The 18,139-nt window shown below is 47.4% G+C and carries 19 protein-coding genes; 6 read left to right on the top strand and 13 right to left on the bottom strand.

From position 1 onward, the window contains the following. Positions 1-7: 7 nt before the first annotated feature. Both GQ359_RS07375 and GQ359_RS07370 read left to right on the top strand, forming a co-directional pair. Entirely contained in the window at positions 8-745 is a 738-nt protein-coding gene (locus tag GQ359_RS07375; protein ID WP_215386336.1) for a CoA pyrophosphatase, read from the top strand. Beyond that, a complete protein-coding gene (locus GQ359_RS07370; protein ID WP_215386335.1) occupies positions 742-1,701 on the top strand; it encodes a CobD/CbiB family protein in 960 nt (319 codons plus the stop codon). The genes GQ359_RS07375 and GQ359_RS07370 overlap by 4 nt, the downstream gene beginning before the upstream one ends. On the opposite strand, the gene rsgA is transcribed toward GQ359_RS07370, so the two are convergent. Then, positions 1,646-2,659 (bottom strand): ribosome small subunit-dependent GTPase A, encoded by a 1,014-nt coding sequence (rsgA, locus tag GQ359_RS07365; RefSeq protein WP_215386333.1) that lies wholly within the window; start codon positions 2,657-2,659, stop codon positions 1,646-1,648. The genes GQ359_RS07370 and rsgA overlap by 56 nt on opposite strands. Positions 2,660-2,682: 23 nt before the next feature. Continuing rightward, the gene (locus tag GQ359_RS07360; RefSeq protein WP_215386331.1) at positions 2,683-3,933 is read right to left on the bottom strand and encodes a M48 family metallopeptidase; all 1,251 of its coding nucleotides are present in this window, start codon (positions 3,931-3,933) and stop codon (positions 2,683-2,685) included. Positions 3,934-3,948: 15 nt separating this feature from the next. Between GQ359_RS07360 and orn the strand changes: the two genes are divergently transcribed. After that, entirely contained in the window at positions 3,949-4,536 is a 588-nt protein-coding gene (gene orn, locus GQ359_RS07355) for an oligoribonuclease (protein ID WP_215301548.1), read from the top strand. A gap of 73 nt (positions 4,537-4,609) precedes the next feature. On the opposite strand, the gene mog is transcribed toward orn, so the two are convergent. Further along, positions 4,610-5,233 carry a molybdopterin adenylyltransferase gene (gene mog, locus GQ359_RS07350; RefSeq protein WP_215386329.1) on the bottom strand — a complete coding sequence of 208 codons (624 nt, stop codon included), beginning with the start codon at positions 5,231-5,233 and terminating at the stop codon, positions 4,610-4,612. 26 nt (positions 5,234-5,259) lie between these two features. Here mog and pmbA point away from each other — a divergent pair, with 26 nt between their 5' ends. Both pmbA and GQ359_RS07340 read left to right on the top strand, forming a co-directional pair. Next, entirely contained in the window at positions 5,260-6,606 is a 1,347-nt protein-coding gene (gene pmbA, locus GQ359_RS07345) for a metalloprotease PmbA (protein ID WP_215386327.1), read from the top strand. An 81-nt stretch (positions 6,607-6,687) separates the two neighbouring features. After that, positions 6,688-7,770 carry a TRAP transporter substrate-binding protein gene (locus GQ359_RS07340; RefSeq protein WP_215386326.1) on the top strand — a complete coding sequence of 361 codons (1,083 nt, stop codon included), beginning with the start codon at positions 6,688-6,690 and terminating at the stop codon, positions 7,768-7,770. 71 nt (positions 7,771-7,841) lie between these two features. On the opposite strand, the gene GQ359_RS07335 is transcribed toward GQ359_RS07340, so the two are convergent. The 4 genes from GQ359_RS07335 to fdxA are packed head-to-tail and all read right to left on the bottom strand — an operon-like array spanning position 7,842 to position 10,555. Next, on the bottom strand, positions 7,842-8,339 hold the full coding sequence (locus tag GQ359_RS07335) for a dihydrofolate reductase (protein ID WP_215386324.1): 498 nt from the start codon (positions 8,337-8,339) through the stop codon (positions 7,842-7,844). Positions 8,340-8,353: 14 nt separating this feature from the next. Continuing rightward, positions 8,354-9,148 (bottom strand): thymidylate synthase, encoded by a 795-nt coding sequence (locus tag GQ359_RS07330; protein ID WP_215301534.1) that lies wholly within the window; start codon positions 9,146-9,148, stop codon positions 8,354-8,356. A 38-nt stretch (positions 9,149-9,186) separates the two neighbouring features. Continuing rightward, positions 9,187-10,230: an NAD(P)/FAD-dependent oxidoreductase gene (locus GQ359_RS07325; protein WP_215386322.1), complete on the bottom strand. Its 1,044-nt coding sequence runs from the start codon at positions 10,228-10,230 to the stop codon at positions 9,187-9,189. 1 nt (position 10,231) lies between these two features. Beyond that, positions 10,232-10,555, bottom strand: a complete 324-nt coding sequence (fdxA, locus tag GQ359_RS07320) for a ferredoxin FdxA (protein ID WP_215298290.1) — start codon at positions 10,553-10,555, stop codon at positions 10,232-10,234. A 119-nt stretch (positions 10,556-10,674) separates the two neighbouring features. Between fdxA and GQ359_RS07315 the strand changes: the two genes are divergently transcribed. Further along, positions 10,675-11,688 carry a D-glycerate dehydrogenase gene (locus GQ359_RS07315; protein WP_215386320.1) on the top strand — a complete coding sequence of 338 codons (1,014 nt, stop codon included), beginning with the start codon at positions 10,675-10,677 and terminating at the stop codon, positions 11,686-11,688. Between the two features lie 46 nt (positions 11,689-11,734). Here the strand turns inward: GQ359_RS07315 and GQ359_RS07310 are convergent, their stop codons facing one another. The 6 genes from GQ359_RS07310 to GQ359_RS07285 all read right to left on the bottom strand — a co-directional run bounded on the left by GQ359_RS07310 (position 11,735) and on the right by GQ359_RS07285 (position 18,135). Beyond that, positions 11,735-12,028, bottom strand: a complete 294-nt coding sequence (locus GQ359_RS07310) for a hypothetical protein (protein ID WP_215301529.1) — start codon at positions 12,026-12,028, stop codon at positions 11,735-11,737. An 11-nt stretch (positions 12,029-12,039) separates the two neighbouring features. Then, positions 12,040-13,371, bottom strand: coding sequence for a gephyrin-like molybdotransferase Glp (gene glp, locus GQ359_RS07305; RefSeq protein WP_215386318.1), 1,332 nt, complete (start codon positions 13,369-13,371; stop codon positions 12,040-12,042). Then, entirely contained in the window at positions 13,359-13,973 is a 615-nt protein-coding gene (gene mobA / locus GQ359_RS07300; RefSeq protein ID WP_215386316.1) for a molybdenum cofactor guanylyltransferase MobA, read from the bottom strand. The genes glp and mobA overlap by 13 nt, the downstream gene beginning before the upstream one ends. Continuing rightward, positions 13,973-15,085: a GTP 3',8-cyclase MoaA gene (gene moaA / locus GQ359_RS07295; protein ID WP_215386315.1), complete on the bottom strand. Its 1,113-nt coding sequence runs from the start codon at positions 15,083-15,085 to the stop codon at positions 13,973-13,975. Before moaA ends, mobA begins: the two co-directional genes overlap by 1 nt. 82 nt (positions 15,086-15,167) lie before the next feature. After that, positions 15,168-17,810: an Rne/Rng family ribonuclease gene (locus tag GQ359_RS07290; protein WP_215386313.1), complete on the bottom strand. Its 2,643-nt coding sequence runs from the start codon at positions 17,808-17,810 to the stop codon at positions 15,168-15,170. Positions 17,811-17,859: 49 nt separating this feature from the next. Further along, entirely contained in the window at positions 17,860-18,135 is a 276-nt protein-coding gene (locus GQ359_RS07285; RefSeq protein ID WP_215386311.1) for a hypothetical protein, read from the bottom strand. Positions 18,136-18,139: the final 4 nt, after the last annotated feature.

Here is an 18,139-nt window from a genome sequence, read left to right as displayed (position 1 = left end):
TAAACGAATGACGCAAGATTCCAAAACCCAAGATCAAGGATTGAGTGCTGCGACTCCATTGAGTTTTGATGCGCAGGCAATTCCGATTCACAAGGTGTGTCACGATCAGGCTAAGGTAGCTCAGCATATTCTTGATCCATTAGCTTTGAGAAGTCGCTTTCAGAGCCCCCCAATTTGGCAGCCAGAGATTACCGATGAAAATCGCCAGGTGATTGCTGCTGACATTATTGCTAAACGTCAGGCAGCTGGGAAGATTACTCGGGCAGCAGTTTTAATTCCTTTGTTGCTGAAGAGTGAGGGCTTATCTGTTTTACTAACGCAAAGAACCGATCATTTACATGATCATGCTGGTCAAATTAGCTTTCCAGGTGGTCGCATGGACCCAGATGATGCTAGCCCTCATGACACTGCTTTGAGGGAGAGTGAAGAAGAAATTGGACTTGATCGAGCTGCAGTGGAGATCATCGGCCATTTACCCCAGTATTTAACGGTTTCGGGCTATAGTGTAACTCCGGTTGTTGGATTTGTAAAACCTCAGGCAGAATACGTCTTAGATACTTTTGAAGTAGCGGATGTGTTCGAAGTGCCTTTACATTTTTTAATGGATCCTGCGAATCATCAAGTACGCGTCTGGGAGAGTGATCAGGGTAGCCGTCGTTTTTATTCAATGCCCTATGAAAATCGTTTTATCTGGGGCGCTACTGCTGGAATGTTGCGTAACCTTTATCATTTATTAAAAGTATGACTTTCTTTTCCATTCTCTTCGCCCTTATTGCTGAGCAATATCGCCCAGTAACTTCGACCCATTGGATCGCGCGTATGAGTGCTCGCTGGTTGGATTGGGTTGCCGGCGAATTCGGCGGCAAGACTGAGGAAGGTGCCAGTCCAGTTGGTGCGCGTATGGCTTGCCTAGTCGCATTCATACTGCCAACATTCCTAGTCTTCATTATTTATGTTGTATTTATGGTGAGCTTCCCAATTTTGGGATTTGTGTGGAACGTCATAATCGCCTATTTATTTTTTGGCTTCCGCCAATTTAGCCACTCCTTTACGCTGGTTCATGAGGCAATTGCAAACCATGATTTGCCAGCAGCGCATACAGCCTTAGGTGAGTGGTACGGCCCCGAATTAGACACTTCCAATCTCACCGAGACTGAAGTTATTTCACTTGCGCTGGAGCGCGCCATTATTGGCGCACATCACCATGTGTTTGGTGTGTTGTTCTGGTTCTTAATGCCAATGGGACCTGCAGGTGTGGTCTTGTATCGCTTGGCTGATACGGCTGCTCAGCGTTGGTCAGAAAAAGGCGACTTCAATTTAAGTGAAGCAGCGCGTCATTTCTTCTACGTATTGGACTGGGTGCCTGCACGTATTACAGCAATGGGCTTTGCGATCGTCGGCAACTTTGAAGGTGCAGTCTACGCATGGCGCCACCTGACTGGCAAATGGTCCGACTCTTTATCGGCGGTGATCTTGGCATCCGGTAGTGGTGCATTAGGCGTTCGTTTGGGTGAGCCAATGAGCGAGCCCGATAGCGATGAAGCATTGCGCATGGCTGAAGCAGGTGAGCCTGTTGTTTACGAAGTGGGGCTTGAGCCGAATGAGCGTACGATGCGCTCCGCCATTGGCTTGGTGTGGCGCTTGGTTATCGCTTGGATGGCTTTATTGCTAATGCTGACCATCGCTCTTTGGCTTGGCTAATTCCCTGAATCTGCGTATCAGCCGTTTTTGAGTCAGAACGTAATTGCCTAAATAGCGCCAGTCTTTCTGGCGCTATTTCATTTCTGTCGACCGCTTCTCGTATCGCACAATCGGGCTCTGATTGATGGGCACAGTTATGAAAGCGACACTTGCCGAGCAGATCATGAAACTCCCTAAAGGCATGCTCTAGCTCACTCACCGACATATGGGCCAAACCAAATTCCTGAAAGCCTGGTGAATCAATTAAAGCGCCTAATTTGCCCTTAGCATCACGTCCCCAAGTCTCGGGCAACTCAAAGTAGCGGCAAGCTGTTGTGGTGTGCTTGCCGGTATCTAAGCGAACTGAATACTCTTGAGTAATCGCTGCAGCGTTGGGGACCCAGGCATTGAGTAGGCTGGATTTACCCATACCGGATTGACCTACAAATACCGATACCTTGCCGGAGATAGCTGGTCGCAATGCCTCAATGGAGGCCTCATCAAACTTGGCAGATACCTCTGTTACGGGGTAGCCCATACGCGCATATGGCGCAATGATTTTGCGGGCGTGTTCTAAGTTATCTTTGAGATCGCACTTGTTGAGCAGAATATGTAAACCAATTTGATTGGTCTCGGCAGCGACAACCGCTCTTCCCAAAAGATCGGGTGAGAAAGCAGGTTGTGTAGCTAGCACGACTAATATTTGATCAACATTTGAGGCAATGAGTTTGCTTTTAAAAGCATCGGATCGATAGAGTAAATTTTCTCGTGGCTCGATGCGAATAATGCGTGCTTGATCAGCTGAAGTCATTTCCAATAACATGCGATCACCAACTGCGCCGATGTGCTGCTTTGCTGGCGTGCTTACCTGAATTAATTCACCGACAGGAGATTCATTGCCACGATCATCTTTTGCTAAGCGTTGCGCTAAATAATGCCTTCCATAGGAGGCAGTCAATAGCGCATGAAATTGTTCCATTAACTAAATCAATTCCAGATTACTTAGCTAAAACGTTTGAGATTGGCAATGCGCAATGGCGCAGGAGGATGTGAGCTATAAAAAGCGGTGTAGATCGGATCGGGCGTCAAAGTTGAAGCATTGTCTTGATAGAGCTTTACCAGGGCAGAGATCAAATCATTTGCAGAGGATTTATCTGCAGCAAAACCATCTGCTTCGTATTCATGTTTACGTGATGCCAAGCTTGATAGCGGGGTGAGGAAAAAACTAAATACTGGTGATACCAGCATAAATAGTGCTAAAGCCAAGCCGCCGTTATAGCCGTTTGGATTGGGAGTCACGCCGAGGTCGCTGTAGAACCATGGTTGTGTGCTGACCCAACCTAATAGAGCAAAGGTAACAAAACTCAAGGCAAAGGAAACTAGTAGACGTTTACGAATATGGTTGCACTTATAGTGACCGAGCTCGTGAGCCAGTACCGCCTCTACTTCACCAGGATTGAGTTTCTCAATCAGGGTATCAAAAAAGACAATACGCTTCGCTTTACCCATGCCGGCAAAAAATGCATTTCCGTGTGCGCTACGTTTGCTGCCATCCATCACAAATAAACCTTGGCTTGCAAAGTCACATCGATTTAGTAAGGCTTCGATTTGTGTCTTGAGTGTGCCCTCTTCTAGTGCTTCGAACTTATTAAAGATCGGCGCGATAAAGGTTGGAAATATCCACTGCATTAACAAGCTGAAGGCAGTCAGGACACCCCAGGCCCAGAGCCACCAAAAGTCTCCTGCTTGAGCCATCAAACTCAGAATGACCCAGAGGAGGGGGACGCCGATTGCACCACCAACGCTGATGCCCTTGAACATATCGCTAAAGAATAGTCGGGCGTTCATGCGATTAAAGCCAAAACGTTCCTCCAGATAAAACTGCTTGTACCAGGAGAAGGGTAGATCAATAACCCCAGAGATCAGGACTATAGAGACCAACAAAGCGATCTGCTGGGGGATTCCTTCTCCTAATAACTGCAGAAGAGAGAGATTTAAAAACTGCAAGCCGCCCAAGAGTGTGAAGCTGATTAAGATAATCGCGCTGACACCATTCTCAAAAATACCAAGGCGCAGTTTGGCGATGGTGTAGTCGGCTGCTTTTTGATGCTCGGCCAAGGAGATCTGGGAGGCAAACTCAGCGGGTACTGCGTCGCGATTGAGGGCGACGTGACGAATTTGGCGTTGGGATAACCAGTGGCGTAGACCAAAGCTGGCGATGAAGGCGATTAGAAAAACAATTGTGAATGTCATGAGATGATTATAGATATGAGTGAAAAAATAGTTATCCCAGCAGTTAAGACGGCGCCAGCCAGTGAGCACCTGATTTGGGTGGATATGGAGATGTCGGGCCTAGACCCTGAAAAAGAGCGCATTTTGGAGATCGCCGTGATCGTCACCGATGCGCATCTCAACACTATTGCCACAGCCCCTGTTTGGGTGATTCATCAGGAAGATGCCCTATTAGATGCCATGGATGCTTGGAATAAGGGCACCCACGGACGTTCTGGACTGATTGATAAGGTCAAGGCTTCGACTATGGATGAAGCGACTGCTGAGGCTGAATGCATCGCTTTTCTGAAGAAATACCTCAAGCCTGGAATTGCTCCAATGTGTGGCAATACGATTGGTCAGGATCGCCGTTTTATGGCGAAGTACATGCCAAAACTAGAGGCATTCTTTCATTATCGAAATATCGATGTCTCTACCCTTAAGGAGCTTTGTAAGCGCTGGCATCCTGAGTTGGTAAAGGGTTTCACGAAGAAACAAGCTCATACTGCCTTGGCGGATATCGAAGAGTCTATTGAAGAGCTCAAGTACTACCGAGAAAAATTCATCGTGCCTTTACCGGAGTAATTCAGCTTCTTGGTATGAGTAATGTAAAAAGGGTCTATTACTAGACCCTTTTTTATTCAACCATGAGGACGCCTTACTTCTTGACGGCACTTTTGGGTCGATAGACTTTAATGACCGATTCATGGGTTTGGATGATGGGGCCACCAATCAGTTCAATACAGTAAGGTACAGAGGCAAAAATACCCTGCACAATGGGCTTGCCTTCAGCGTCTTTCAGTCCTTCGAGCGTCTCTTTGATGGATTTGGGTTGACCTGGTAAGTTAATGACGAGGGCAGTATGCCCCTCGATTTCTCGCAAAACAGCGGTTTGTCGGGACAAAATCGCCGTAGGTACAAAGCGTAGACTAATTTGGCGCATTTGCTCGCCAAATCCGGGCATTTCCCGGGTTCCGGCATCCATGGTGGCCTCAGGGGTGACATCTCTCCGAGATGGGCCTGTACCGCCTGTGGTGAGGACTAAATCACAGCCAAGATCATCGGTTAGCTCTACAATGGTTTCAGTGACGACTTCTCGCTCATCGGCAATCAGGCGCTCATGAAAGACACAGGGTGTGCTGAGGGCGCTTTCTAGCCAGCTTCGGAGGGCGGGAACCCCTTCATCCGTGTAAATGCCTTTACTCGCTCTGTCAGAGATCGAGATTAGGCCGATTTTGATTTCGTCAGGGGAGGATCTTTTCCAGGCTTCGGTATGCTTCATGTTTCTATTCTAGCTATTATTAGGACATGTTTACATACTCATCAAACCAGTTTCAAGAAATCATTGATTTCATGCTCACGGATGCCAAAAAGCGGGGTGCCTCAGATGCGGTAGCAGAGGTCTCTGAAGGGCAGGGTCTTTCAGTTACCGTCCGTAAGGGTGAGGTTGAGACCATAGAGCAAAGCTTGGATAAACAGGTTGGGGTAACCGTCTTCTTGGGGCATCGCCGCGGCAATGCCAGTACAAGTGATTTCTCCAAGGACTCTTTAAAAGCTACGGTTGAGGCTGCGTACCATATCGCTCAACATACGGCGGAAGATTTGTGTGCTGGCCCTGCTGAAAAAGAGCTTCTCGAAAAACATCCGTTGGATCTCGACTTGTTTCATCCATGGGATTTAGATTCAGCAACCGCAATCGATATTGCACGTACCGCTGAAGGGGCTGCCTTTGCGGTAAGTAAGCAAATTCAAAATAGCGATGGAGCTTCAGTATCTGCACATCATGCACATTTCATGATGGGGACTAGTCATGGATTTATGGGAGGCTATCCATTCTCTCGTCACTATATTTCATGTGCACCGATTGCAAATGAGGGTGGCAAGAAGTCGCTGATGCAAAGAGACGATTGGTATTCCAGTTCGCGCATCCCAGAAGAGTTGGCCGATCCAGCTTCGATTGGTAAGTACGCAGCAGAGCGCGTACTTTCACGCCTTAAGGCAAGATCACTATCGACTCGCCGTTGCCCTGTTATTTTTGAGGCACCCTTGGCGGCTGGACTTTTAGGTGGTTTGGTGCAGGCTGTTTCTGGTGGCGCCCTATATCGTCGCTCAAGTTTTCTATTGGATAGCCTGGGTAAGCAAGTATTACCAAAACACGTTAGCCTCTTTGAGAATCCTCACCTAAAGTCGATGACTGGTAGTGCACCGTTTGATGAAGAGGGTGTAAAGACGACGGCAAGAACAGTGGTCGACAAGGGCGTCTTGCAAGGCTATTTCTTATCCACTTACTCTGCCAGAAAACTCGGCATGAAAACTACGGGCAATGCTGGTGGCTCTCATCACCTGACAATACAAAGTCGCAAGACTCCTCAGGGTGGATTACCTGCACTCTTGGAAGCAATGGGTACGGGCCTCCTAGTTACTGAGCTCATGGGCCAAGGCGTGAACTATGTCACTGGCGATTACTCTCGTGGCGCTTTTGGTTATTGGGTAGAGAACGGTGAGATCCAGTACCCGGTTGAGGGAATTACGATTGCCAGTAACTTGCGCGATATGCTGATGGATATTCAGATGATTGGTAGCGATTCACTCATTCGTGGCACAAAAGAAACCGGCTCCATCTTAATTGGATCAATGACGATTGGCGGTAAATAAAGTAATCGCAATCTGAAAACACCAGACAACAAAAAATAGAGTCAACAACACAAAGCAAAAATATTTTTGAAGGAGAAGAAGATGCAAAGACGTTCCTTTTTAAAAAAGGCAACTATTGGTGCGGGTGCAGCAGCATTAGCTACTCCGTCTATAGCGCAGAGTTTGCCAACCTTGAATTGGCGTTTGGTCTCGAGCTTTCCTAAATCATTGGATACTTTAATTGGCACACCGGAAGTATTTGCTAGCGCCTTGCGCAAAGCAACTGATGGCAAGTTCAACGTCAAAGTATTTGCTGCGGGCGAGGTAGTTCCTGCTTTGCAAGTATTGGATGCCGTTCAAAATGGTACGGTAGAGTGTGGTCATACTGCCAGCTATTACTACTTAGGTAAGAACAGCGCTTTTATTTTTGATACTGCGGCGCCCTTTGGTATGACAGCGCGTCAGCAATCCGCTTGGATGTTGCATGGCAATGGTATGAAGTTGATGCGCGAACTCTATGCTAGTTACAACGTAGTGAACTTCATGGGTGGGCAAACTGGCACTCAGATGGGTGGCTGGTTTCGGAAAGAAATTAAATCGCCAGAAGATCTCAAGGGGCTTAAGTTCCGTATCGCTGGATTTGCGGGTCAAGTGCTTGCGAAGCTAGGTGTAGTGCCACAACAGTTGCCTGCTGGTGAAATTTATTCAGCTCTAGAAAAAGGTACGATTGATGCTGCAGAATTTGTTGGTCCCTATGATGATGAGAAGTTAGGCCTTGCCAAGGTTGCTAAAAACTATTACTACCCCGCATTTTGGGAGGGCGCAGCGGGCCTCTCATTCTTGGTAAATAAGAAGCAATGGGATTCATTGCCGCCAGCATACCAAGCAGCATGGCAAGCAGCCTGTTTTGAGGCTCACACTGATATGTGTGCCAAGTACGATGCCTTGAATCCACCGGCGTTGCAAAGACTGGTTCAGGGTGGTGCAGTATTACGCAAGTTCAATACCTCAGTTATGGATGCCTGCTTTAAGGCTAGCCAAGAAACCTACGCTGAGGAATCCGCCAAGAACCCTCAGTTCAAAAAGATCTTTGAAGACTATCGCGTCTTCAGAAACATGGAAGCGCAGTGGTTTAATGTCGCAGAACAGGCGTTTGCGCAATACAGTTTTGCCAAGAAGCTTTAAACCTCAGGATACTGGCAGTGGATTAGAAAAGGGCTCCTAGGAGCCCTTTGTCTTTTTCAATTCAATCTAACTTACTTGCGCTCTAAGGTAATAAAGTTAAAGGTAATATCCCCCTCAGACGCTGGGGTGCGCTCAATCTCTTTCCATTGCTCTGGATCGGGTACTTTAAAGAAGGTATCTCCGCCGTCAACATCCATATCGATTTCTGTGATGTAAAGACGATCCGCTTGAGGGAATGCTTGGGTGAAGAGTTGTTCTCCACCAATCACAAATACGCGTGGGAATTCATTCAAAGTAGCGAGAGCTGCATCGAGTGAGTGGACAACTTCTGCGCCTGTGAGCTGTAAGTCAGTATTGCGACTCACCACAATATTGCGACGACCAGGAAGCGGGCGACCAATAGATTCCCAAGTCTTGCGACCCATGATGACTGGATGACCCATAGTTACTTTTTTAAAGAACTGCAGATCAGCAGAAATCTTCCAAGGCATTTGGTTGTCACGACCAATCACGTGATTACGTGAGCGGGCAACAATCATCGAGATAGCGGGGTGCTTAGCTGCAGTCATGCGGTTCTCATTTCTTAAACAGCTACTGGAGCTTTAATGGCGGGATGGGACTCATAGCCAGCAATTTCAAAATCTTCGAATTCATAATCAAATATAGAGTCTGGCTTGCGCAAAATATTGAGCTTAGGCAAGGGGAAGAAGTCTCTTGATAGTTGAAGATCTACTTGCTCCAAATGGTTGCTATACAGATGGCAGTCGCCACCAGTCCAGACAAAGTCACCCACTTCTAGATTGCACTGCTGCGCCATCATGTGGGTCAATAGGGCATAGCTTGCAATATTGAAAGGCACGCCTAAGAAGATATCGGCACTGCGCTGGTAGAGCTGGCAAGAAAGCTTGCCATCAGCAACATAGAACTGAAAGAAAGCATGGCAAGGTGCTAAAGCCATGCGAGGAATATCTGCCACGTTCCATGCGGAAACAATAATGCGACGGGAGTCTGGATTCTTTTTGAGTGTCTCAACTACTTCAGCAATCTGATCGATGTGCTGACCATTGGGCGCGGGCCATGAACGCCACTGGTAGCCATAAATTGGACCCAGGTCGCCATCAGGAGCTGCCCATTCATTCCAGATAGAAACACCACGCTCTTTGAGCCAGTTATTGTCAGTGCTGCCCTTTAGAAACCAGAGTAATTCGAGAATGATGGACTTGAGATGGAGTTTCTTAGTGGTGACCATTGGAAATCCTTCAGCCAGATTAAATCGCATCTGGTGGCCGAAGATGGAGATCGTTCCAGTCCCTGTTCTATCGGACTTTTGAACGCCCTTTTCAAGGACTTCCTTCATAAGATTGTGATATTGACGCATAGGTATATTCAGCTAGATGATTCAGTGAAGTTAAGAGCTTACTCGAATGTCGGTGGGCTTACCCCAAGCGCTTTATGAAGCTTTGGGGAGGTGGTGGTGTACTGAAGCTGAATCTGCTTTTCTGGGGCCAGATAGGCTGCTGCAGCAAAGGCAGCTAATGCCGCCTCATGAAAGCCAGACAGAATCAATTTTTTCTTGCCGGGGTAGATATTAATGTCTCCAACAGCGTAAATGCCGGGAGTGCTAGTTTGAAAGCAGGCTGTATCGACAGCAATTTGCTTGCGATCGATATCGAGACCCCAGTCAGCAATAGGGCCCAACTTAGGCGAGAGACCATAAAACAATAAGAGTGCATCTAGACCAATTTTTTGAATTTCACCATCAATATCGGTGATAGCAATTTGAGTGAGCTTGTCATGAGAGCTTTCAAGACCGGTAATTTGCCCGATGATCAGTTGCAGCTTGCCGGCGGCGCAAAGCGCGCGCATCTTCGCTACTGACTGAGGCGCTGCTTTAAATTCATCTCTTCGATGAATAAGTGTGACGCAGGCCGCATGATCAACAAAATATAAGGCCCAATCTAGCGCGGAATCTCCGCCACCACAAATGACCATGCGCTTGCCTGCAAATTGTTTGGGATTTGTGACGCGATAGAAGACTTGTTTATCTACAAAAGCCTCAATCCCATCCAAGTTGAGTGTGCGCGGTTGAAATGCGCCAACACCAGCAGCTATAAAAATAGCCTTAGTTAGGAATTGCTGATCTTGGCTTGTACGAATCAGAAAGCGGCCATCAGCTTGCTTATTTAGGGTGGAGACCTCTTGATTTAAGTGGAACTGTGGCTTGAATGGCTCAATTTGTTTGAGTAGATTACCGATCAGTTCACGACCAGTGCAAACCGGAATTGCCGGGATGTCATAGATCGGTTTATCTGGATAGAGCTCAATACATTGACCACCTACTTCAGGAAGGGAGTCAATGACATGCGCTTTAATTTCTAGAAGTCCAAGCTCGAAGACTTGGAAGAGTCCCACCGGACCGGCGCCAATAATGACTGCATCGGTTTCAATGGGGGGGTGCAATTTACTTTACCAGTTGGTCAAGTTTATTTTTAACGTCTTTCCACTCTTCTGCCTCTGGCAGTGCAGCTTTAGATTTGGTAATCGATGTCCATGCAGGTGACAATTCAGCATTGAGTTTGATGAATGCCTGCTGATCACCTGGCACATCATCCTCTGCATAAATTGCGTTGACTGGGCACTCAGGTACACATACCGCGCAATCGATGCACTCATCAGGATCGATTACTAAAAAGTTAGGGCCTTCACGAAAGCAATCGACTGGGCAGACATCAACGCAATCAGTGTATTTGCAGCGGATACAAGCTTCGGTAACAACGTAAGTCATGATGGTTTACTTGTAAGGAGTCCATACCAATGGACTGCCAAGTTATAAAAACTCAATTTTAGCTGAATCAGCCCATCTTTCAGGCAGAATCCGCAATTTAGATGAGGTAAAGTTACGCTATGAACACTCCAGCAAATCACTCCACAACTTCCTCCAAACCCAAGATTTTGGTCGCTAGGGCGATATTTCCTGAGGCGCTAGCCAAATTGGAGGAGTCCTATGAGGTTATCTCTAACCAGCCCGATAAAGTAATGACCCCTGAGGAGCTAAAAAAAGCGCTTTCAGAGGTTGAGGGGGCTTTGGTAACAGGTAGTGAGCGGATTGATGCCTCCGCCCTTTCAGATGCTAAAAATTTGAAGGTGGTCGCCAATATTTCTGTCGGATATAACAATTTTGATGTCCCAGCGATTACTGCTGCTGGAGTCATGGCTTCTAATACCCCTGATGTTCTTACGGATACAACGGCTGATTTTGGCTTTGCTTTATTAATGGCAACTGCAAGGCGGATTACGGAATCGGAACATTGGGTGCGAGCTGGTAAGTGGGGGCAATGGTCGATTGTGACTAACCCATTAGGAATGGATTTGCATCACAGCACTCTTGGAATCATCGGTATGGGCCGTATTGGTCAAGGGATTGCTAAGCGTGCTTTAGGTTTTGGAATGAAGGTGATTTATCACAATCGCAAACCTTTATCTGAAGCTGATGAAAAAGCCTGCGGCGCTACTTATGTGTCGAAAGAAGAATTGCTCCGCACTGCCGACCATGTTGTGCTAGTTCTGCCTTACACAGCGCAAAATCATCACACGATTGGCGCTGCAGAAATCGCCATGATGAAACCGTCTGCAACCCTGGTTAATATTGCTCGCGGCGGTATTGTGGATGATGCGGCGTTAGCGCAAGCATTACAAAGTGGAAAAATATTTGCGGCAGGCTTAGATGTTTTTGAGGGTGAGCCTCAAGTGCATCCAGAGTTACTCAAGTGCAGCAATATTGTGTTGGCTCCACACATTGCCAGTGCTACAGAAAAAACGCGTAGAGCGATGGTTGATCTCGCAGTGCAAAATTTACGAGCAGCACTTGATGGAAAAAAACCACCAAGCTTAATTAATACTGAAGTATTGAGTGCTTAAGTAAGAGATAGTTAAATAAGCTGAAAAATTGAAGTCGACTAAGAAATTAGTCGGCTTCAATTTCTTCTGGAAGCTCACGAAGAGCTAGTTCGATCCCACCAAATTTTCCTGCTACCCAGTTGTAAACCTTGCAAGCAATCCACAGCAGTGCAAAGCCAAGTAAGGCATTCAATATCAGTGCTGATAGCACAGTAAATCCAGGTATCGCACCATCACGAATGAATGCCACAAATAAGGCTAACAACACAATTGGAACAGAGAAGCAGAGGTAAACCAAAACCAGAGTTTTGGCGGTATGCATTGGGTCTAGGAAGACAATTTCTTTTTTGGTGAGTTTCATGAGGTGCAATCTTAAAGCAGTCCGTCGAAAAGCGCCACATCTACCCAGTCCCCAGCAGCCACATTTCCCTGCTCGTGAGACAGAATCACAAAACAATTTGCTTCACTCATAGATCGCAAAATTCCAGCACCTTGGCTGCCAGTCAGTTTGACCATAGGCTTTCCGTCTGCGCCGCGCTCCAAAATGGCGCGTTGAAACTCTGTCCGGCCTGGACGTTTTCTAATGGGCGCCTCGGCAATCGCCTGCATGATTGGTGGCTCAGTCTGGCTTGCGCCATTGAGTTGTAATAAAGCAGAGCGCACAAATTGATAGAAAGTCACCATCACTGCTACTGGATTTCCAGGCAAGCCAAAGAAGAGGGTTTTACGGCTGGAGCCTTGAACTGGCCTCAGCATCCCAAAAGCCATGGGGCGACCTGGCCGCATAGCGATTTTCCAAAACCCGACATCACCGAGTTCTTGCATGATTTGCTTAGTGAAGTCTGCTTCACCAGCAGAGACGCCACCAGAAGAGACGAGGACATCTGCTTTTGAGGCAGCATCTACAAAGGCAGCTTTCAGTGAGGCGGGATCATCACGCACAATTCCGCAATCAATGATTTCTAAGTCCAGGCGCTTGAGTAATCCGATCAAGCTATAGCGATTGCTATCGTAAATATTGCCAGCTTCTAATTCTTGTCCCAATGGACGTAATTCATCACCTGAAGAGAGTATGGCTACCCTTAACTTTCGATGGACTTCAAGTTCGGAGATGCCAAGGGAGGCAGCAAGACCGAGATCAGAGGGGCGCAATAAACGCCCTGCAGTAATTGCTGGCTTACCTTGTTGTAAGTCTTCTCCACGTAAGCGTCGGTTTTCACCACGCTTCACTCGATTGGCTTTGAATGACACGATCGAGTCATCACCAGGACTGTGGGGTTCTGTAAATTCCTGGGGAATCACGGTATCGCAGTCGCCTGGCATTAAGGCGCCTGTCATGATCTTGATGCATTCACCTGGAGCAATACTGCCCTCATAGGGCTTGCCAGCAAAGGCAGTACCGATCACTTTGAGACTAATAAGGTCTTCGCTTTGACCTAAGCAATCCCCATGAAATGCAAAGCCATCCATTGCTGAGTTATCTGCAACTGGAACATCAATCGGTGAAAGTAAATCTTTCGCCAGGATGCGATTGATTGCTTGATCCAATGTGATGCATTCAATAGCACCAGACTCAGCGCCTTCATGCGATTCTGCGATTAAGTCTTTTACTAGATCGGAGATCGCTATGCGAGCTTGATCTACATGTAGTGAGCCACTGATATAAATCGGATCACTTGGAGGTATGTGCTTTAAGTTTGACATGAAGATATTTTTTCTAAAACTGCTAACTCTTCTGGTGTGTTCACATTGGCAAACGCTTGTGGATTTTCAAAAACAACCGTGCCAGATTGCAACTCTTTAAACCAGCGATCAATTTTTAAATCGCCTTTACTTAAAAAGGAATCTAAAGAGTCTTTCAAACTGCTTTTCATTAAACAAAAGACAGGCTGAGACCAAATCTTGCCATCGTCTTCCTTTGAGGAAGCAAAGACGAGCTCTAAATTATTGCTCTCCAGTTCGTCTGCCATTTTTTGGGCAAGATCTTCCGGTAATAAAGGGGAGTCGCAGGGTGATGTGAGTAAGTATGGTGTTTTGCAGTGCTTGAGACCTACTGAAAAACCAGCTAAGGGGCCGGAGAAGTCAGGGGTTTCATCCATGAATACCGGGTAACCATAGTGTGCATACTTGGTAATGCTGCGGTTGGCATTAATCAGAATGGTGCCGACTTGAGGCTTGAGTCGACTAATGGCAGATTCAATTAGAGGCTTGCCATGAAAGGGAATTAAGCCCTTATCGATGCCACCCATTCTCTGAGCGCGACCTCCTGCCAAAATGAGTCCAGTAATGTGTTCTGAGGTAATCATTAGCCGCCGATGTAGGACATTTCTACCTTGCGCGAGGATTTGGATCCGGCGGTATTGGATCCCCGAATTTCTGAATAGTGATCATTGCGCCCAGACCATGTAGACATGATGGCATTGGCAATTTCTAAATCACTTCTACCAGAACGCAAGAGGGTTTTGAAATCAAAACCTTCGTTTGCAAACAAGCAAAGATACATTTGACCATCGGTAGAAATGCGAGCACGCGTGCACTCGTGACAGAAGGTTTGTGTGACACTGGAAATAAAGCCAATCTCACCAGAGCCATCTAGATAACGCCAGCGCTGAGCTACCTCACCAGGATAGTTGGCCTCAATAGGCTCAATCGGAAAGACAGCGTTAATACGATTGGCAACTTCTTGTGAGGGGAGTACTTGTGACATATCCCAACCATTCGAGCTGCCCACATCCATAAATTCAATAAAGCGAAGTGTCACACCACTACCTTTGAAGTGCTTGGCCATGCCAATAATCTCTTGGTCATTAGTACCCTTCTTAACAACCATGTTGACTTTGAGATTAGTGAAGCCTGCTTCTTGAGCTGCAGCAATTCCATCAAGCACATCTGTGACCGGAAAGTCGACATCATTCATTTTTTTGAAGATGTCGTCATTCAATCCATCAAGACTAATCGTCAAGCGCTGCAAGCCTGCTGCTTTCAATGCGGCAGCCTTCTTGCGTAATATGCTGCCATTGGTAGTGAGTGTTAGATCAAGTGCTTGATCTGTCGTAGTACGAATCTTGGCGAGCATTTCAACAAGTACTTCGAGATTTTTACGTAGCAAAGGCTCGCCACCAGTGAGGCGAATTTTTTCTACACCCAGAGAAGCAAAGATCGTTGTAAGCCGAGTAATTTCTTCAAAGCTCAGTAAATCACTATGGGAGAGGTAGGGATAGTCTTTGTCGAAGATTTCCTTAGGCATGCAATAGGTGCAGCGGAAATTACATCGATCAGTTACGGAGATTCGTAAATCACGAAGAGGGCGCCCGCGAGTATCTTTGCTTGAAGTATTGGCGGCAACAAGCTGCCCAGGAATGGACGGCGTAAGGCCTTTGCCTTCATCTACACGTATGGGAATGACTTTTTCAACCATGTCTCATTATGGCTGTGAAACGGTGTTTCTGCCAAACTGCCAAATATCCTTGTGGGATAAATAGCAGTCTGGAGAAATTCGATTAAACCGTTTTTTCTTGGCCGCCGGTTTCAACTAAAACCATTGGACCAGTTTGCAGGTTAACAGGAGCCTTTGGAGTTCTGCCCATAGGCAAAACTTCTGGCTCAGCTTTGATTTGCGATTGTGCTTCTTGATGCTTGCTAGAGTCTGTTGCTACCCAGACCATGCCGGCAGATTGAACCACGCTATGCAATGGAGTCTCTTCGAGTGCTTGGAAGGCAACCTTAGGAAGCTCAGGTACTGGCTTGGCAATGACTTCAATTGCAGCTCCTGTTACTGATGTGACCACTGCCTGTGCGGTAGGGGCTGTTGCAGCGTTATCAGGGCGATTGCTTTGACGCGGTGCACGTTGCTCTCTAGGTGCGCGAGGTGCACGCTCTTTCACTTCATTCGAAGCTGCTGGTGCAACACTGTTTCCAAAGCTTTGAGCGATATTCTGAATCGGCATGGAAGCAGATGCCCCAGCCATTCCAACTGGAGGACCTGAGAATGAAGTGGCTACTGCAACAACAGAAGCAATCGCTGCATCACCAGTAGACTCGGTGCGCTCACCACGTTGACCACGACCACGACCACGACGGTTGCGACCACGACCACGACGCTCTTCACCATCCGCACTCGGTGCTGTATCAGTACCTGGAGCAGCCTCAGTAGCTGGAGTTACCGCAGCTGGATTTTCTGGTCTTGGATTTTGATTGCGATTGCCGTTATTGCCATTGCGGTTGCGACCATCTTGACGACCTCTACTTGAACCCGCTTCGCGTGGAGCATTTGTACCTTCGGCGCTTGCTGCACCTTCAACTGGACGCTCACCGCGATCACTACGTTCGCCACGACGACCACGGTTGCGGTTATTGCCGTTGCGATTGTTTTGATTGCGACCACGTGGTGCGCTTGGAGCAGGCTTCACTTCTGGCGCAGGTGTTGAAGAGAATAGGCTCTTAATAAATCCGAAGAATCCACCGGAGCTCGCAGTTTCAGTGCTGGCTTTTTCAGTACGCGCAGGACGTGGCTGACTTACAGGTGCTGGTGCATTTGGCGTAATACCTTTAACAGCAGCCTCTGGGCGAACTTTGACATCTGCATCTTTGCGACTTACTGCAGTATCTGTTTCGAGTTCAGCAGCAGCTTCTTCAGCCATCACATAGCTAGCCTTCTGATCGTCAAGACGCGGATCGTCATGGCGTAAACGCTCAAGCTTGTAATGTGGAGTTTCTAGATGCTTGTTTGGAATCATTAAGACATTGACTTTGAAGCGTGTCTCAATCTTGATGACTTCAGCGCGCTTCTCATTGAGCAAGAATGCAGCCACTTCGACTGGAACTTGTGAATGAATAGCAGCAGTGTTTTCTTTCATTGCCTCTTCTTGGATGATGCGCAAGACTTGCAATGCAGAAGATTCGGTATCGCGGATGTGGCCTGTGCCGTTACAACGTGGGCAAGTTACATGGCTGCCCTCAGACAGAGCAGGGCGTAAACGCTGGCGTGACATTTCCATCAAACCAAACTTGGAAATCTTACCCATCTGGACACGAGCGCGGTCATGGCGCAGAGCATCGCGCAAACGATTCTCAACATCCTTTTGTGCCTTGCTCGATTCCATGTCAATGAAGTCGATCACGATCAAGCCACCCAAGTCACGTAAACGTGCTTGACGAGCGATTTCATCAGCAGCTTCTAAATTGGTGCGGGTAGCAGTCTCTTCAATATCAGAGCCGCGGGTTGCGCGTGCAGAGTTGACGTCTACTGAAACTAAAGCTTCAGTATGGTCAATCACGATCGCGCCGCCGGATGGCAATGGTACGGTACGTGAGTAAGCAGTTTCAATCTGATGCTCGATTTGGAAGCGGGAGAACAATGGAACATCGTCCTGGTAACGCTTCACTCTAGGCAAGTTATCCGGCATTACTACAGACATAAAGGCTGCAGCTTGCTCGTAGATGTCATCCGTATCGATGAGAATCTCACCAATATCTGGTTGGAAGTAATCACGAATCGCACGAATCACTAAGCTGGATTCAAGGTAAATCAATAATGGTGCTGAATTGCCTTTAGCGGCCTCATCAATCGCAGTCCACAACTGCATGAGATAGCTTAAATCCCACTGCAATTCAGTAGCATCGCGGCCAATACCGGCTGTACGAGCAATGATGCTCATACCATCTGGTACTTGTAATTGGGACATTGCTTCACGGAGTTCTTGACGATCTTCGCCTTCGATGCGACGAGAAACGCCGCCTCCACGTGGGTTATTTGGCATTAATACCAAATAGCGACCTGCCAGTGAGACAAAAGAAGTGAGAGCGGCACCTTTTTGGCCACGCTCTTCTTTTTCCACCTGGACGATGATTTCTTGGCCTTCACGCAATGCATCCTTAATAGAGGCATTACGGACATCAATACCCTCTTTAAAGTAGGTGCGGGCAACTTCTTTAAATGGCAGGAAGCCATGGCGTTCTTCGCCGTAATTTACAAAGCAAGCCTCGAGCGAAGGCTCAATGCGGGTAATAACACCTTTGTAAATATTGCCTTTGCGTTGTTCGCGACCGGCAGCTTCGATATCGATATCGATGAGTTTTTGACCATCGACGATGGCAACTCGCAACTCTTCTTGTTGAGTTGCATTAAATAACATGCGTTTCATAACACTCTCCTATTGGGAGTGCGTCGTTGCGCGCTGCGTTAGGGACAGGTTAGATACCGCTTGGGGCATAGCCCATTCGCGGCTTTGGAGTGTGGATCAAGCCAATCCAAGCATTTACTGCCTGGTACACCAAGTTCAATGTTGTTAAACCGGTGCCACACTTGACGATCGCCGCAGAGACCTCCTTTAGGTCATCAATGCAGGCGCGCGCCTGAAAACTGTCTTCTAATCGCGGGTCGCGGCATACGGCACACCAACCCTGCGCCTCATTACAACGGGGGAGGGGCAACCCCGGGAGTCTATTAAGGGCGACTCCAAGCTCCACGATT

This window comes from Polynucleobacter sp. AM-7D1 (genome assembly GCF_018688455.1).
In the GTDB taxonomy this organism is placed as follows: domain Bacteria; phylum Pseudomonadota; class Gammaproteobacteria; order Burkholderiales; family Burkholderiaceae; genus Polynucleobacter.
Note: the sequence above shows the minus strand (reverse complement) of the source record. Positions and strands in the feature narration are given on the sequence as shown.

Excerpts from the sequence above, each read along its gene's own strand:
- rsgA (WP_215386333.1), bottom strand. The coding sequence starts at position 2,659 with ATGGAACAATTTCATGCGCTATTGACTGCCTCCTATGGAAGGCATTAT.
- mobA (WP_215386316.1), bottom strand. The coding sequence starts at position 13,973 with ATGATTACCTCAGAACACATTACTGGACTCATTTTGGCAGGAGGTCGC.
- GQ359_RS07360 (WP_215386331.1), bottom strand. The coding sequence starts at position 3,933 with ATGACATTCACAATTGTTTTTCTAATCGCCTTCATCGCCAGCTTTGGT.
- GQ359_RS07375 (WP_215386336.1), top strand. The coding sequence starts at position 8 with ATGACGCAAGATTCCAAAACCCAAGATCAAGGATTGAGTGCTGCGACT.
- orn (WP_215301548.1), top strand. The coding sequence starts at position 3,949 with ATGAGTGAAAAAATAGTTATCCCAGCAGTTAAGACGGCGCCAGCCAGT.
- fdxA (WP_215298290.1), bottom strand. The coding sequence starts at position 10,555 with ATGACTTACGTTGTTACCGAAGCTTGTATCCGCTGCAAATACACTGAT.
- GQ359_RS07330 (WP_215301534.1), bottom strand. The coding sequence starts at position 9,148 with ATGCGTCAATATCACAATCTTATGAAGGAAGTCCTTGAAAAGGGCGTT.
- moaA (WP_215386315.1), bottom strand. The coding sequence starts at position 15,085 with ATGGTTGAAAAAGTCATTCCCATACGTGTAGATGAAGGCAAAGGCCTT.
- GQ359_RS07340 (WP_215386326.1), top strand. The coding sequence starts at position 6,688 with ATGCAAAGACGTTCCTTTTTAAAAAAGGCAACTATTGGTGCGGGTGCA.
- GQ359_RS07370 (WP_215386335.1), top strand. The coding sequence starts at position 742 with ATGACTTTCTTTTCCATTCTCTTCGCCCTTATTGCTGAGCAATATCGC.
- GQ359_RS07335 (WP_215386324.1), bottom strand. The coding sequence starts at position 8,339 with ATGACTGCAGCTAAGCACCCCGCTATCTCGATGATTGTTGCCCGCTCA.
- glp (WP_215386318.1), bottom strand. The coding sequence starts at position 13,371 with ATGTCAAACTTAAAGCACATACCTCCAAGTGATCCGATTTATATCAGT.
- pmbA (WP_215386327.1), top strand. The coding sequence starts at position 5,260 with ATGTTTACATACTCATCAAACCAGTTTCAAGAAATCATTGATTTCATG.
- mog (WP_215386329.1), bottom strand. The coding sequence starts at position 5,233 with ATGAAGCATACCGAAGCCTGGAAAAGATCCTCCCCTGACGAAATCAAA.
- GQ359_RS07290 (WP_215386313.1), bottom strand. The coding sequence starts at position 17,810 with ATGAAACGCATGTTATTTAATGCAACTCAACAAGAAGAGTTGCGAGTT.
- GQ359_RS07315 (WP_215386320.1), top strand. The coding sequence starts at position 10,675 with ATGAACACTCCAGCAAATCACTCCACAACTTCCTCCAAACCCAAGATT.
- GQ359_RS07310 (WP_215301529.1), bottom strand. The coding sequence starts at position 12,028 with ATGAAACTCACCAAAAAAGAAATTGTCTTCCTAGACCCAATGCATACC.